Source organism: Corynebacterium sp. LaCa_205, from assembly GCF_057458085.1.
In genome coordinates this window covers 451588-466165 of sequence record NZ_CP190931.1, presented here as the reverse complement: position 1 = coordinate 466165, position 14578 = coordinate 451588, and the positions used below count along the sequence as shown (strand labels likewise).

At 60.1% G+C, this 14578-nt stretch carries 13 protein-coding genes; 1 reads left to right on the top strand and 12 read right to left on the bottom strand.

Features of this window, described 5'->3' with window-relative positions; genetic code table 11:
• Positions 1-36 precede the first annotated feature (36 nt).
• The 9 genes from tsaD to ACP8J1_RS02315 form a co-directional block, all read right to left on the bottom strand.
• The gene (gene tsaD, locus ACP8J1_RS02355; protein WP_023020618.1) at positions 37-1080 is read right to left on the bottom strand and encodes a tRNA (adenosine(37)-N6)-threonylcarbamoyltransferase complex transferase subunit TsaD; all 1044 of its coding nucleotides are present in this window, start codon (positions 1078-1080) and stop codon (positions 37-39) included.
• 19 nt (positions 1081-1099) lie between these two features.
• Positions 1100-1582: a GNAT family N-acetyltransferase gene (locus ACP8J1_RS02350; protein ID WP_023020617.1), complete on the bottom strand. Its 483-nt coding sequence runs from the start codon at positions 1580-1582 to the stop codon at positions 1100-1102.
• Positions 1579-2286: a tRNA (adenosine(37)-N6)-threonylcarbamoyltransferase complex dimerization subunit type 1 TsaB gene (tsaB, locus tag ACP8J1_RS02345; RefSeq protein WP_023020616.1), complete on the bottom strand. Its 708-nt coding sequence runs from the start codon at positions 2284-2286 to the stop codon at positions 1579-1581. Before tsaB ends, ACP8J1_RS02350 begins: the two co-directional genes overlap by 4 nt.
• Positions 2286-2795, bottom strand: a complete 510-nt coding sequence (locus ACP8J1_RS02340; RefSeq protein WP_023020615.1) for a hypothetical protein — start codon at positions 2793-2795, stop codon at positions 2286-2288. The genes tsaB and ACP8J1_RS02340 overlap by 1 nt, the downstream gene beginning before the upstream one ends.
• Positions 2796-2957: 162 nt before the next feature.
• Complete coding sequence (locus tag ACP8J1_RS02335; RefSeq protein ID WP_023020614.1) at positions 2958-4547, bottom strand: aspartate:alanine exchanger family transporter; 1590 nt, start codon at positions 4545-4547, stop codon at positions 2958-2960.
• 89 nt (positions 4548-4636) lie between these two features.
• Entirely contained in the window at positions 4637-5137 is a 501-nt protein-coding gene (gene tsaE, locus ACP8J1_RS02330) for a tRNA (adenosine(37)-N6)-threonylcarbamoyltransferase complex ATPase subunit type 1 TsaE (RefSeq protein WP_023020613.1), read from the bottom strand.
• Entirely contained in the window at positions 5127-6230 is a 1104-nt protein-coding gene (gene alr / locus ACP8J1_RS02325) for an alanine racemase (RefSeq protein ID WP_034656247.1), read from the bottom strand. Before alr ends, tsaE begins: the two co-directional genes overlap by 11 nt.
• A 162-nt stretch (positions 6231-6392) precedes the next feature.
• Complete coding sequence (gene glmS, locus ACP8J1_RS02320) at positions 6393-8264, bottom strand: glutamine--fructose-6-phosphate transaminase (isomerizing) (RefSeq protein ID WP_023020611.1); 1872 nt, start codon at positions 8262-8264, stop codon at positions 6393-6395.
• A gap of 95 nt (positions 8265-8359) precedes the next feature.
• Entirely contained in the window at positions 8360-11164 is a 2805-nt protein-coding gene (locus ACP8J1_RS02315) for an FAD-binding and (Fe-S)-binding domain-containing protein (RefSeq protein WP_034655758.1), read from the bottom strand.
• A 201-nt stretch (positions 11165-11365) separates the two neighbouring features.
• Between ACP8J1_RS02315 and ACP8J1_RS02310 the strand changes: the two genes are divergently transcribed.
• On the top strand, positions 11366-12199 hold the full coding sequence (locus ACP8J1_RS02310; RefSeq protein ID WP_023020609.1) for a dienelactone hydrolase family protein: 834 nt from the start codon (positions 11366-11368) through the stop codon (positions 12197-12199).
• Positions 12200-12203: 4 nt separating this feature from the next.
• Here ACP8J1_RS02310 and ACP8J1_RS02305 read toward each other — a convergent pair whose 3' ends face one another.
• From ACP8J1_RS02305 to ACP8J1_RS02295, 3 genes are all read right to left on the bottom strand, one after another.
• On the bottom strand, positions 12204-12461 hold the full coding sequence (locus tag ACP8J1_RS02305) for a hypothetical protein (protein WP_034655755.1): 258 nt from the start codon (positions 12459-12461) through the stop codon (positions 12204-12206).
• Positions 12461-14143: a hypothetical protein gene (locus tag ACP8J1_RS02300; protein ID WP_486696957.1), complete on the bottom strand. Its 1683-nt coding sequence runs from the start codon at positions 14141-14143 to the stop codon at positions 12461-12463. The genes ACP8J1_RS02305 and ACP8J1_RS02300 overlap by 1 nt, the downstream gene beginning before the upstream one ends.
• A gap of 94 nt (positions 14144-14237) precedes the next feature.
• Positions 14238-14552 carry a hypothetical protein gene (locus ACP8J1_RS02295; RefSeq protein ID WP_023020607.1) on the bottom strand — a complete coding sequence of 105 codons (315 nt, stop codon included), beginning with the start codon at positions 14550-14552 and terminating at the stop codon, positions 14238-14240.
• Positions 14553-14578 lie beyond the last annotated feature (26 nt).

Below are 14578 nucleotides of genomic sequence, written 5' to 3'. Positions count from 1 at the left end.
CCCCGCACCCCGCCTGCAGAGCGAGAAAGAAGAACTTTAGGTTAACTGCGGCTCTTCCACATCCAGCTGGGTATCGGTGCCAACTCCGAGGCCAGAGGGCTGGGCACCTTCATGAATAAGCTGCGCACCAATGGCCGCGATCATCACGCCATTGTCGGTACACAGCGAAAAGCGCGGCACGCGCAGCTCGACCCCAGCGGCGGCACAGCGCTCGCTAGCCAGCTCGCGCAGGCGGGAATTTGCGGCCACCCCTCCTCCCAGCAGCAGGACGCGGGCGCCAGTATCTGCGCAGGCGCGGACGGCCTTGGCAGTCAGAACATCGGCCACGGCTTCCTGAAAGCTAGCGCAGACGTCTTCCACGCTGATGGTCTCCCCTGCCTTTTCGGCACGCTCGACATAGCGAGCCACGGAAGTCTTTAGCCCAGAGAAGGAAAAATCGTGACGATGAGGGCCGCGCAGGTCCTCGGCGCGGGACATACCGCGCGGAAAGTCGATGGTGGCTTTACCGCGCGCGGCGAGCTTATCAATCACCGGGCCACCCGGGTAGCCGAGGCCAAGCAGGCGCGAGACTTTGTCGTAGGCCTCACCGGCGGCGTCATCAAGCGTGGAGCCCAACTCGCGCATAGGCTTGCCGACGGCCTCTACCTCCAACAGCTGTGTATGCCCACCCGAGACCAAAAGGGCCACCGAGTGCGGCAGCTCTTCGCCTTCCAGGTTGGCCACGGCAACGTGGCCGCCAAGGTGGTTCACGCCGTAGAAAGGCACGCCCCAGGCTGCGGCATAGGCCTTAGCTGCCGAGGCCCCCACCAACAGCGCGCCGGCCAGGCCGGGCCCCACGGTGGCGGCGATGGCATCTGGCTTGGCGATGCCGGCCTCTTTGAGCGCCGCCTGCATGACCTGCGGCATGGCTTCAAGGTGAGCGCGGGAGGCGATTTCCGGGACGACGCCGCCGAAACGGGCGTGCTGCTCCATGGAGGAGGCGACGGCATTTGCGAGGATCTCCATGTGACCGTCCTCGCTAAGCTCGACGATGCCCACGCCGGTTTCATCGCAGGAGGACTCGATGCCCATGATCTTCATGACTGCTCCTTAATTATCTTTAACGCTCGGACTGGCGCGGGCGCACCATCACGTGCGCATCTGCTCCGGAAGGTTGGTAATACTTCTTACGGATCCCCTGCTTGGCAAAGGCATAACGCTCATAGAGACCGATAGCAGGTTCGTTGCCTACCCGTACCTCGAGGAAGACCGGGGCGTCTTTAAGATCCGCGATATGGCAAATATTGTCCATCATCATGCGAGCGATGCCGCGGCGCTGTGCGGCGGGGTCAACGCCGATGGTGTGGATTTCAAATTCCGGGTCCGCAGCCGGGCCCATCATGCCGATTCCCGCATAACCTAGCAGCACTGTAGATTCGTGCGCGAGGTCTAGCGCGCCTTCTACCCCGAAATAGAAGTTGAAGGGTTGGGCCATTTCCTGGTAAAAAATTCCGCTGGACCATGGGGTCTCTCCGGGGAAAAGGACCTTTTCCAGCTCGGCGCACCGAGGCGCGTCGGCCGGGGTCAACTCGCGCAGCTTCACAGTTCCACCTTGGGGATGGCGGCAGACAGCTGTTGCTGCTTCGGCGGAACCGCATCCGGGCGGCGTAGGTAGAGCGGCACAACGGGGGCTGGTTCCGCAGTGAGGTCAGCTACGGCCACTAGGGCTGCTGCGGTGGGATGGGCCGCGCGGTGTGGCAGCTCGGTCAGCTCCTCCGGTAGCTGTGCGGCGAGGCGCTCGGGGATGATGACCTCGGCCGTAGCGTTAAGTCCCACCTCAACTTCTGCCGGCTTAGTTACCTCAGGACCAGAGATGCGCTGCACGCCCGAGCCGGTAGCGCGGTAGGTGGCCCAATAGATCTCTTTGCGGCGTGCGTCGGTAGCCACCAAGGCGGTGGCTTCGCCGTCCGCGTCTGCGGGGCTCGCGGGGAGGCCGGCAGCATGGGCGATTGCATCGTGGGTGCATACGCCGTGGAGGGGGATGGACAGGGCGTCGGCAAGCGCGGAGGCCGTCGCCATACCCACGCGCAAGCCAGTGAATGGACCTGGACCTACGCCGGTGACCACCGCATCGAGGTCGGAATACTCCATTTCCGCCTCGGCGAGGACCTCGGTGATGGTGGGGATGAGCAGCTCATTATGAGCGCGGGTATCTTCCAATACGCGCTCGGTGGTCTGCCCAGTGGCGGTATCTACTACCCCGGTGACCAAGGCGGTAGTTGCCGTGTCGATCGCGAGGACGCGCATTAGCCAACCAGCTTCCAGGTTCCATCCTGACGCTGGAACGCCAAAGGCTGAGCACCCTGGACCATCGGTACTCCGCCATCCAGGCTCTGGCCCTGCTGCTCCATGGCCTTGATTTGGGTATTGATCATTTCACAGACTTCGACCTTTTCCGGGTCCAGCTCTTCGATGAAGGGCTCAGTGCTCTGGGAGATGGCAACCGCGTAGCTCTTGCCCTCTGGGACCTTGCCATCTTCAAAAGTGATGTCCTTGGTATCGATCTGTGCCTCTTTGACCTTCTCTTCCTGCATGCCCGGGCAGATGAAGCCAATAGCGGCATAGTCCTTGCCGTAGACATCGGACGGAATAAGGCTCATCGCCTCCAGGTTTTTCGGCGTCTTAGACAGCGTGGAGCTGAGGTTTCCCTCCAATGGATTGTCCTCGCGCAAGGTAGACGAGGCGAGGAGAACCATCATGACAACAATAAAGATGGCGATAATGGCGGCGGTAAGGTTGCGAGCGAATTTAGTCATGGGGTGAGTAAAGCTCCTTGAAAAGTTTTAGATTTCAGGCGGTGGGCGGTTTATCTGGCAACCGATGCTACCTGGTTAGCCGCAACACAAAACCCACAGGGTAGTGCCTGCCAGTGTAGGCGGGCACCCCTGTGGGTGAGTAATTAACGCGATGTATTGACGCTATAGCAATAGCAAAAGCAGCACCTGCGAGGCGATAATCTTGCCGATGATTGTCGTGGGATACACCGTGGCCCAGCCACGACCGGCCAGCTCGGTGCCGGTTTGGTCGCGAATATAGGCAAAGACCGCCGGATTGGTGGTCATGCCAGCCGCACAGCCCATGGCCTCGTCCCACTTCAGCTTCAGCACCAGCATGCCGATGACGCCAATCAGGATAGCGGAGGTCAAGGTGATAATGAGACCCACGCCCATAATGGTCAGGGAGGACGGATCCGTTAGGGCATCGCGGAAGGAAGCGCCGGCCGAAGTACCCACGCCAGCGAGGAAGAGGGTCAGTCCCATATTAGAAATGGTTTCGCGCGTATGGAATGGCATCTGCCAGTTAAGCGGACCTGTCCGGTTGAGGTAGCCCAGCAGCAAGCCGACGACCACGGGGCCGCCACCGAAGCCTAGCTGCAAGGTGGAACCGCCTGGCATCGGAATCGGAATGAGGCCAAGCAACATGCCCAGCGTCAGGCCGATAGCCATGGACAGCAGGTCCGCGTTACCCAAAGCAGCTTCAGAGTCACCGAGATACTTGCGTACATAAGACAAGCGGCTCGGGCTGGTTACTACGCGAACACGATCCGAATAGTTAAGCACCGTATCTGGATGCGGGACGAGGTCCTTATCGCCCTTACGAATACGAGCGATGATAAAGCCGTTGTCTAGGGCCTTGATCTCGCGAAGCGACTTACCTGCAATGTCCGGGTTAGACACGGTAACGCGGGCGTACTTTAGACCGGCTTCCTCGGTCAGCTCCACCGGGTATTCTTCACCCAAAATCTCAATGGCCTTATCGACGGCCTCTTCGGAGCCATTGAGGAGGTATGCTTCGCCCTCGCATAGCGGCATTTCTGGGACGGCGAGGCGGTGACGCTCTTCGTCAGAAACGATACGAGTAGCAACGACAGTCTGGCCGGTTACACGGTAGATATGACCAGCGGTATCATTAAAGTTCTTGGTCAAGCGCACGCCCTTGGCCACGAGCTCGGCGGGAATCATGCCCTCCGCGCGGGCATCTTCCTCATGGTTGACCTTAACCACCTTGGCGCCGATAGCTGCGACCAGAATCGCGCCGATAACCGCACCCGGGTAGGCCAGGGAGTAACCGACAACCGGGGTGGAATCGCCCACCATTTCCACCACGGCGGCCATACCCGGTGTGGAGGAAAGCGAACCAGCGAACATACCGGTAGCTTCTGGCACGCTCAGGCCAAAGGCGCGGATGAGGCCAAAGCCTACGGCGACCAGGATAACCAGCATTCCCAGCATGAATACCGTGAGCTTCCAGCCACGGGTCTTAAACTCGCGGACGAAGGAAGGCCCAAAGCTTAGGCCAATGGCATAAACGAAAATCGCCAGGCCAAATTGATAGACCAAAGGCGGGATTTGGATATCAGGATTAGCGGTAGATAGACCCAAAGCTACGAACATCGCAGCCGCGGCACCGAGGGAGATGCCGAAGATCTTGATCTTGCCAATCGCTAGACCCACCGCCATGATGACGAAGAGAGATAGCAAAGGACTAGAGGCGAGAAAATTCAACACCTCAATAGAATTACGTACTGGTTATACTCGGAGCAAGTTCTCCACCTAGGATATTCATCACTTATCCGCCCTTAAGGTGGGCATATGTGTTATAGACCTCCCCGCCACGACCATGTGAAGCGGCGAACATCCTCGTCTGCGCCCGCATATTCCGCCGGCTCGCGGTCGATGCTAATAAACAGGTAACGTTCCGCAATCTGCTCTACCAGTCCCCCGCCCCATTCGGCGATGACCACGGCGTTTTCTAGCTCCGTGTCCAAGTCCAAAGCATCGAGCTCCCCTAGCGGATCCCCGGAATTAGCGCCGCCTTCATCGAGCAAACGGTAGGCATCAACGTGAACGAGGTCCGGCCCACCTACGGTTGAGCGGTGCACCCGGGCAATCACGAAGGTCGGCGAGGTTACCCGCCCCTTGACCTGCATGCCCTTGGCGACGCCCTGCGTTAGCGTCGTCTTTCCAGCCCCCAATGGCCCATCCAGGATCACCACATCGCCAGCCTCGAGCGCCGCGCCCAGCTCTTCGCCGAAAGCATAGGTTTCTTCCACCGTGGATAGGTCACGGCTGCCGGATTCCGGAAAGCTACTGCGCATCTTCTTCTCCTATGTATTCGCGTTCGGTGCGGCCATCGGGCAAGCAGACCACCTCGTAGTTGATGGTTCCTGCCGCCGCGGCGAGATCCGTAGCCGATACTCCCCCGTTGCCGAAAATCACGGCAGCTTGACCCGTGTCCACGCCATGGGGGTTGTCGCCCAAGTCCACCACAATCTGATCCATACAGATTCGGCCTACCTGTGGATACAGGTGCCCGCCGATGCCTACATGCAAGTCGCCTTGATAACCACGCGGTAGACCATCGGCGTATCCGCAATCCACGGTGGCCAAAAATCCCGGCTTATCCGCCTTCCAGGTCAGTCCATAACAGGTGCCTTCCCCTGGCTGAATCGGCTTTACGTTAAAAATCTGCCCGGACCAAGTCATGGCTGGGTGCAGACCATGCTCGCGGCCGTCAATAGGCTCCAAACCATAGCAGGCGGCGCCTACACGTACCTGCTCAAAATAGGAGGAAGGACGCGTCAGCACAGCTGGTGAATTGGCCAGGTGATTGACTGGGCACTCCAGCCCAATCTCGCGCGCGAGCCGCAGGGCCTTGCGGAACGCCTCCTCTTGGGCGTCGTTGTGTGGATTATCCGGCTCATCAGCACAGGCAAAGTGCGACATAAGGCCGAGGACCTTGATTTGTGGGGCGTCGCGCAGCACCTTAAAAGTGTCCGCCCAATCCTCTTCATCCACACCGGAACGGTGCATGCCGGTTTCTACCTTGACATATATCTCAGCAGGAAAATCGGCTTTAACCAGCTTATGTGCCTGTTCAAGAGAGTTAACTGCTACCTCAATGCCGCAGGCAAGTGCCTCTTCGAGGATTTCGTCCGTCTGCCAAATCCACGCCACGATGGGTGCCTCCACACCCGCGCGGCGCAAATCCACCGCCTCCCGCAGAGTGGCCACGCCAAAGCTATCCGCGCCTGCACGCGCCATTACCGGCACGACTTTGGCCGCGCCGTGGCCATAGGCATCGGCCTTGACCACGCACATGAGCTTGACCTCAGGCCCTACCTTTTCTTTGATGAGGCGGACGTTGTGCGCGATGGCGGAGAGATCAATGGTGGTTTTCAGCATGTCCACCATTGTGCCACTGCTCACCCTTTTGCTGAATTCGGGCGGGTAGCGGCCGGTGAGCGAGCAACGTGCCTACACAGATTTGTACAAACAAAAAGGACGCCCCCTTTCCTACCACGCAAGAAACGCGGCAGGTAAGGGGGCCTAACGGCGGACGCTTGGAGTGGATTACTCCACGGTCACGGACTTGGCCAGGTTGCGCGGCTGGTCCACGTCGTAGCCCTTGGACTTGGCTACGTGGGCGGCGAAGATCTGCAGTGGCACGGTAGCCAGCAGCGGCTGCATGAGGGTCGGGGCCTTCGGGATGCGGATGACGTGGTTTGCGTAATCCTCCACGGCGGTATCGCCTTCTTCCGCGATCACGATGGTGATGGCACCGCGGGCACGGATCTCCTGAATATTGGAGACGACCTTGGAGTGCAGGGAGTCGCGGCCACGTGGGGATGGCACGATAACGAAGACCGGCTGGCCCTCCTCAATAAGCGCAATTGGGCCGTGCTTGAGTTCACCTGCGGCAAAGCCCTCGGCGTGCAGATAAGCGATCTCCTTGAGCTTCAGCGCGCCCTCGAGAGCCACCGGGAAGCCGACGTGGCGGCCCAAGAAGAGCACGGATTCCGCGTCCTTCATGGAATTGGCCAGGTTGGCCACCTGGTCTTCCTCGTCGATGACGCTTTGGACCTTATCCGGCATGTGGCGCAGCTCAGCAAGAACGCCCTGGATCTCATCGGCGAACATATTGCCGCGCAGCTGAGCCAGATAGAGGCCAAGCAGGTAGGTGGCGGTAATCTGCGCGAGGAAGGCCTTGGTGGAGGCCACGGCGATTTCCGGGCCGGCGTGGGTGTAGAGCGCGGCATCGGATTCGCGCGGGATGGACGAGCCCTGGGTATTGCAGATGGCAATGACCTTGGCGCCCTGCTGGCGGGCGTGGCGCACGGCCATCAAGGTATCCATGGTCTCGCCGGACTGGGACAGCGCAACAACGAGAGTCTTCTCGTTCACGATCGGATCGCGGTAGCGGAACTCGTGGGCGAGCTCGACCTCGGTAGGAATGCGGCACCAGTGCTCGATGGCGTAGCGCGCCACGTGGCCGGCGTAGGCGGCGGTACCGCAGGCAATGACGATGATCTTGTCGATGGACTTCAGCACGGTCTCATCGATGCGCAGATCATCGAGGGTCAGTTGGCCTTGCTCATCGAAGCGGCCCAGCAGGGTATCGCGCACGGCGGAAGGCTGGTCGTGGATTTCCTTTTCCATGAAGGAATCAAAGCCGCCCTTTTCCGCAGCGGCGGCATCCCACTTGATTTCAAAAGGCTTGCCCTGTGCAGGGTTGCCCTCATAATCGGTAATTTCCACTTCGTCCGCGGTGATGGTCACAACCTGGTCGTTGTCCATCTCCACGGCAGACTTGGTGTAATCAATAAAGCCGGATACATCGGAGCCGAGGAAGTTCTCGCCCTCGCCCAAGCCGATAACCAGCGGGGAGTCGCGGCGAGCGGCAACAATGCGATCGGCCTGCTCGGCGTGGATGGCTAGCAGGGTAAACGCGCCCTCCAGGCGAGCGCAGGTTAGCTGCATAGCCTTGGTCAGGTCACCGGCTGCCTCGTTGTGGAAGACATCTCCCAGCAAGGTGGCAGCGACCTCGGTATCGGTCTCGGAAACGAAGTTATAGCCCTTGTGCAAAAGCTCGGACTTGAGCTCCGCAAAGTTCTCGATGATGCCGTTGTGTACCACTGCCAGCTTGCCGCCATCGACCACGTGCGGGTGCGCATTCAGGTCGGTGGGGCCACCATGGGTAGCCCAGCGGGTATGGCCGATACCCAGCACGGAGTCAGGCAACGGGCGGGCTGCAATCTCAGCATCCAGCGCAGCGACCTTACCGGCCTTCTTGCGCCAGCTGATATCTCCATCGGCGTACATTGCTACGCCAGCGGAGTCATAACCGCGGTATTCCAAACGGCGCAGCCCTTCTAGAACTACGTCGAGGGCGAAGTAATCACGGCCACCACCAGCGTGACCAATATATCCAACAATTCCACACATGGTTGCTGATTTTACAGCACAAGGGGCAAAGCTCTAGGCGGGCGGGGCGTCGGCAAGCAAGGCACGGCACCCCACCCGCTACTGTGCTGGGAAAACTAGCGCGATGCCTGTTCCAAAAGCTCCAAAATGTGGTGGTAATCCTCGCCGGTGGCTCGGGTGAGACCAAGCTCGCAAGTGCGGTTGGTCGAGGCGTGATACTGCGCTCCGATTGCCCTGACCTGTGCCGCTTCGGCGCGGGTGGCGGCAGCGGTAAGCTCCGGGTGAAGCATGCCGCGGTCGCCGGCATAGCCACAGCAATTCCACTCGGTGGGAATGTGTACCTCGGCCGCGGCGGCGCGGGCCACCTTTTCTACATCATCCATCATGCCCAGTTGGAAAGCAGAGCAGGTAGGGTGCACAGTCACGGAAGCCACTGGATTCTTTACTTCCAGCTGCGGCAGCAAGGTATCGGCCGTAAAGCTAATGGCGTCAATAACGGTGATACCCACCGACTCCAACATATCTTTAAAGCCAGCGGTGCAGCTGCTGGCGTCCACGATAACCGGCAGGCGCGCACCATCAGTAGCGTCCATGACGATATCCCGCACGCGCTGCTCCATTGCATCGTGGCCGGCCTGCATGCCCTTGGAAGACCATGGTGTACCACAGCAAAGCTTGTCGATGCCCTGCGGAACCTCCAGCGCGACCCCGGCGCGCTCCAAGAGTGCCACAAAGGAATCGGTAGCACCCTTGCCGCCGCCTTGCGGGCCGAACATGGTGTTCACGCAGGCGGGCAGATAGATTCCGGTGGTCTGGGCATAGCGATCACCTACGCGGCCGGCCAAGCGGCCGCGGGACTTGCCGCCCTTGCCCAACTCTGGCTGGTACTGCGGGAGATTATCGGCACCGATGAGACTGCGGCCCACATCGGTAACCTTTTTGACTAGCTCGGTGGGCAATAGGTGCGCGCCGGTAAGCGCTACCCCGGCGCCTTGGCTGACTACCTGCCAGTTCTTGGCGGCAGCACCCCACAGCTTTTGCTGCGCTGGCTGGGCTTCCTCGCGGCGCAAGCGCTTGATGAACTTGCCGGTATCGATGCCTACTGGGCAAGCAGTGCGGCACATCGAATCCACGGCGCAGGTCTCGACGCCCATGTACTCGTAGGCCCGATCTAGCTCAGCGACGAGTTGGCTATCGCCAGCTTCTTCCGCGCGCTTGCGGGCGCGGCGCACCACAATGCGTTGGCGTGGGGTAAGCGTGAGGTCGCGCGACGGGCAGACCGGCTCACAGTAGCCGCACTCCACGCAGCGGTCTACTTCCTCTTCCACGGTGGGATTGAGCTTGATGTTTTTGATGTGTGCATCGGGGTCATCGTCCAAGATGACGCCGGGGTTCATCGTGTTGGTGGGATCGCAGGCCCGCTTGAGTTCCTGCATTACCTCATAGAGCTCATCGCCGTACTGGCGGCGCACATACGGCGCCATGGCGCGGCCGGTGCCGTGTTCCGCCTTGAGATTGCCCTCGGCCGAGAGGACCAAGTCCACCATGCCCTCGTTGAAACCGTTATAGCGACCGATGGCATCATCGCCTTCAAAGCGGTCCGTAAGCAGGAAGTGGATATTGCCGTCCTTGGCGTGGCCGAAAATGACGGCATCATCATATCCATAGCGGGCAAAGAGTTCCTGCAGCGAAGAACAAGTATCTGCCAGATCGCCGACAGGCACGACGATGTCTTCCAAAAGGGCCGTCGTGCCAGACGGGCGCGCCTCTGCTACCTGGGCGTACAGACCCTTGCGGAAATTCCAAGCGGTAGTGCGCGTTGTGGCATCAGCCGAGAAGGCTGCCGGGGACTGCAGCGGCAATTCGCGCAAGAGCTGCGATCCCTTGCTTTCTTTCTCCTGCAGTTCCTCTTGGGCATCAGCGTGATACTCAATGAGCAACGCGGCCTGCTTATCCACATCGAAACCGGTAATGGCCTGCGGCACCTTATCAAAGCCTTGACCGACGCGAATAGAGGCAGAGTCCATCAGCTCCAGGGTGGCCGCTCCGGTCTCCAAAAGTGCCGGCAGGGACTTGGTGGCAGCGCTGAGATCATCAAATACGGCCACCGTGGTGGTGGTCAGCTTAGAAATCGGCACCGTGCGGAAAACCGCTTCCGCAATGAAGGCCAGGGTTCCTTCCGAACCGATAAGCAGGTGCTCAAAAAGCTTGACCGGGCTATCAAAGTCGAGGAAGGAATTGAGACCATAGCCCATCGTGTTTTTCAGCTGGAAGTGACGGCGGATAATATCCACGGATTCCTGGTTATCGCGCACACGGCGCTGCAGGCGGATAAGCGTGTCCACCAGCTCCGGTTCCTGCTCCTGGAACTGCCGGTCTGCATCCGGATCGGCGGTGTTAATTACGGTGCCGGTAGGCAGCACAAAGGTCAGCGATTCCAGAGTGTTATACGTATTGAGCTCAGTGCCGCAGGCCATGCCGGAGGAGTTATTAGCCACCACGCCGCCGATGGTGCAGGCAGACTCGCTGGCCGGATCCGGCCCCAGTTTGCGGTTGCGCAGGCCTAGGCGGGCGTTGACCTGACGCACCGTCGCGCCGGGCTGAACGCACACGCGCTTGCCCTCATCAAGAACTTCTATACCGCGGAAGTGCTTGCGCACATCCACCAGGTATCCATCGCCGGAAGCCTGACCTGCCAGAGAGGTGCCACCGGAGCGCAGAGTTACCGGAACATTCTGCTGCCGGCCCGCACGGAAGATGGCCGCCACATGCTCGGCGGAGCGAGCCTCGATGACTGCCTTGGGGGTGTACAGGTAGTGCGAGGCATCGGAGGCATGTGCCACGCGGTCAATGACCTCGGTCTTTACCTCCATCCCATAGCGAGTAGAAAGTTCTTGCACATCAACGACGCCGGTAGTCATGTACCGCAGCCTGCCTTCCCAGAAAAAGAGTACGTAGTTGTTCACACATTGCACTCCCCTGCGCTTAGCGTCGCAAGTTAGGAGGGGCTTAGGAAAGCTCGCCGCCACACCCGCTCCTCGGCCGGATACTGCGTAGATTTTTCTCAGATAAACCCGCACCCTTTCCCGCCTGGCGGGTGATCTTCATCTATCCTGGAATGCGTGTCTGCGAATTTGAAAAAACATCTAGCAACGTTGTCGAAGCGTGGCCGCAACCGAGTTTTGGTTGGCGACCTTGACTATGCCGGAATCACCGGCAAGGTTTATACCCCCGCGGAGGGCCAGAGCCTGCCCGCGGTGGCTTTTGGCCATGACTGGATGCACAAAATTAAGGATTACCACGCCACCCTGCGCCACCTGGCTAGCTGGGGCATCGTCGTGGTAGCCCCCGATTCTGAGACCGGCCCCTTCCCCGACCACCGCAACCTAGCTGCGGATATGGAATCCGCGTTGCAGATTGCCGCCGGGGTAAAGCTAGGCTCCGGAAACATTACGGTCTCCCCGGGCAAGCTCGGCATGATTGGCCACGGCATGGGCGGTGGCACCGCCGTGCTTGGGGCCTTGGACAATAAGAAAGTCGCCGCCGTCGCCGCTATTTACCCCTCGGTCACCTCCCCCTCTGCGGTGCAGGCTGCCCGCCGCATTGACACCCCGGGCCTAGTCATCGGTTCCGGCCAAGAAGACATCTTCAATGCTGGCAACCCCGCCAAGCTGGCCTATAACTGGCGTGGCCCGGTGTGCTTCCGCGCCATCGACAAGGGCAGCCAGGCTGGTTTTACCGAGGATCGCCTGCGCAAGTTGGCCATCGGAACGGCTGCTTTCCAGTCCGGCCCTACCGAAATCACCCGCGGTTTGCTCACCGGCTTCCTGCTGGCCACCCTAAATGATGATTCCACCTACGCCGCCTTTGCAGATCCAGAGGCAAGCGCGAAGAAGGTAGAAAGCCTGGTAGGCGAAGACCTGGCCGAGCGCGCCGGCGTAACCCGCGACGCCTAAGGCTTTAGCCCCGCCGCAGCACTGATTGCACCTGCCCCGACGCGTTTCGTGAACGCGCCGGGGCAGCGCCATATCGGGGCCTGGGCGCCGCTGCTTGTCGACGCCCCACTTGCCCCTTCTCCCTCCGTGCCTCCTGCATGGCCTTATCCGCGGATTTTTCAAGCTCGTCTTGCGCTTTCGCCAGCGTTTTTTCAAATTCCAGCAAGCGTTTAGCCGTCCTTTCTCGAAAGCCCTGCGCAAACTCTGCGAAATCATTATTCATTACCACTGCCCTGCCTTTCGTGCCTTAATGGATGGTTCTTCTGGCGCGGGTCCTGCCTCTGGCTGGGGCGCTGGCGCCGGCGCAGGTGCTGGGTCGGGAGCTGGTGCTGGCTCAGGAGCCGGTTCTGGGCCCGGCTGAGGCGCTGGCGCAGGTGCCTGTTCAGGCGCCGGTGCTGGGGCTGGTGTCTCCGCTGCACCAGCGGCTTGGAGGTGCGCCACCTTTTCCGGTGGCGGCGTTGGCTCCTCTACCTGAGACAGCTCTGGGGGCGGTGTTATGACTCCGTCATCACCAGTCGGTTCAGGTTCAGGGCAAGGCTCCGGTTCGGGCTCTGGCTTAGGCTCAGAGCAGGGATCAGGTTCTGGCTCAGGTACGGGATCGGGTTCGGGTTCTTGCACCGGACAATCCAGTTCGGACATGTTCTCCAAGCACTGTGCAGCGCCTTCCACAATGAGGCCCACGCCCACCAATGCGATTCCGGCTCCGACCAAGCCGAGGCTACCGCTACAGGAGGATTCGATCTCACAGACTTCTGAGCTGGTCTGGGTAGTAGTGACACATTCTTCAGTACTCTCCCCGGTATTCTCTGGGCACAGTGGTTCTTCGCTTGTGTCCGTTTCAGAAGCGGGTTCGGTTTCCATTTCTGGCTTGGGCTTCGGCTCTGGATGAGATTCTGGTTCCGGGCACGGCTCTTCTACCTGCTGCGGCTGTTCCGGTGCTTCCTGCGGCGGAATGATCTCCGCCTGCGCCGGCCTAGTGGTCTCTACTTCGCGCTCCGACTGTACTGGCCGCTCGGTGTTTGATTGCTCGGTGCACTCACAGCAGTGGCACCCAGCACCATGCTCTGATGAGGTCTCCGTGTGCATTTCCGTCTCGGCTGCAGGCTCCGGTGCAGGGCATGCCTCAGGTGGAGTAGGCGTTGGTGAAAGAGGCGTCGGTTGTGGTGGAACGGAGGTGGCGTGGTGTGATTCCGGCTTGGAATCAGGCTCCGGCATCGGTTTGGGCACAGGTGGGCACTCCACTTGCGCAGGCTCGGTGGGCCGCGATGGCGGGCACTCATCCTTTGGCATCGGATTCGTGGGAGGTGGAGCGTCTGGGCACTTCTCTACGGGTGCCGGGCAGGCTTCATCTGCAGGTTTAGCCGGCGTCGGGCATTCTTCCGGCATCGGGCGCTCACAGACGCACTCACAGCGCGATTCGAACTCGCTATAACAGGATTCGATCGCATCATCGCGGTCGCGGCAGGTGCTGGCGATATTGTGATTTGTCTCCTCAATAATTTGCCCCCCGATCGTGGAAAGAATCGGGATGATGAACCTGGCTAAAGGGTGTTTGGTGGCGACCATGGACAAAATATTTAACAGTGGGATGACCGCAGAGACGAGCTCGGTAAGGGCCGTGTCAGAGACATCAACGACGTCAGCAATAGCGCCTGAGCACTGCTCCGCCGAGCTAGTCAGATGTGCGGCATCTTGGCGGTCAATGTCGAAGTCTTCCTGCACGCCGCACAGGTGCTCACGCATGGCGCCCTGAGCAACCTCGGAATCATCCTGCTGCAAATAGCCCGCTAGTTCAGCACCGCCTCCCTTCGGGCGATTGCCGCCCACGGCCGCAACGGTATTTTTCACCAAATTTTCGGGCGCAATGCCATCAACCGCACCGACTAACTCTCCTAGTAGATTCATCGGCATGCTGGGGCCCGAGTAGCTGCCCAGGCAGGCGAATTGGAATTGAGAAATAGCGTTAGAGTAGTCCCCAACAGGGATTTTGTCAGCGTACTCACTTGCTGCCAGCCTCCCTACCGCGTGCAAAGGAGCTGCCAAAGGACTCATCAAAATCGGCGAAGGCGCGCACCTGTTCATGAGCGGCGTGGGCGGTGGCGGATAAATTATCCAACCTCTGCCCGCCGCGCTCATGGATGCGCGCCAAGACATCACGAATGCGCTCACCGTGGCCGCCAAAATTGCGTCCAGCCGCGGCCACCGGAAAATCCGGTACCTCGGCCCGGTGGGCATCGCGTTGCTCGTCGTTATCGGCTACGACCTGCCGTAGTGCGGACATCGCCTCCAAGGGGCGAAGAAAAACCTCAGACACTTGTGTATTCCCCCAAATCCATATGC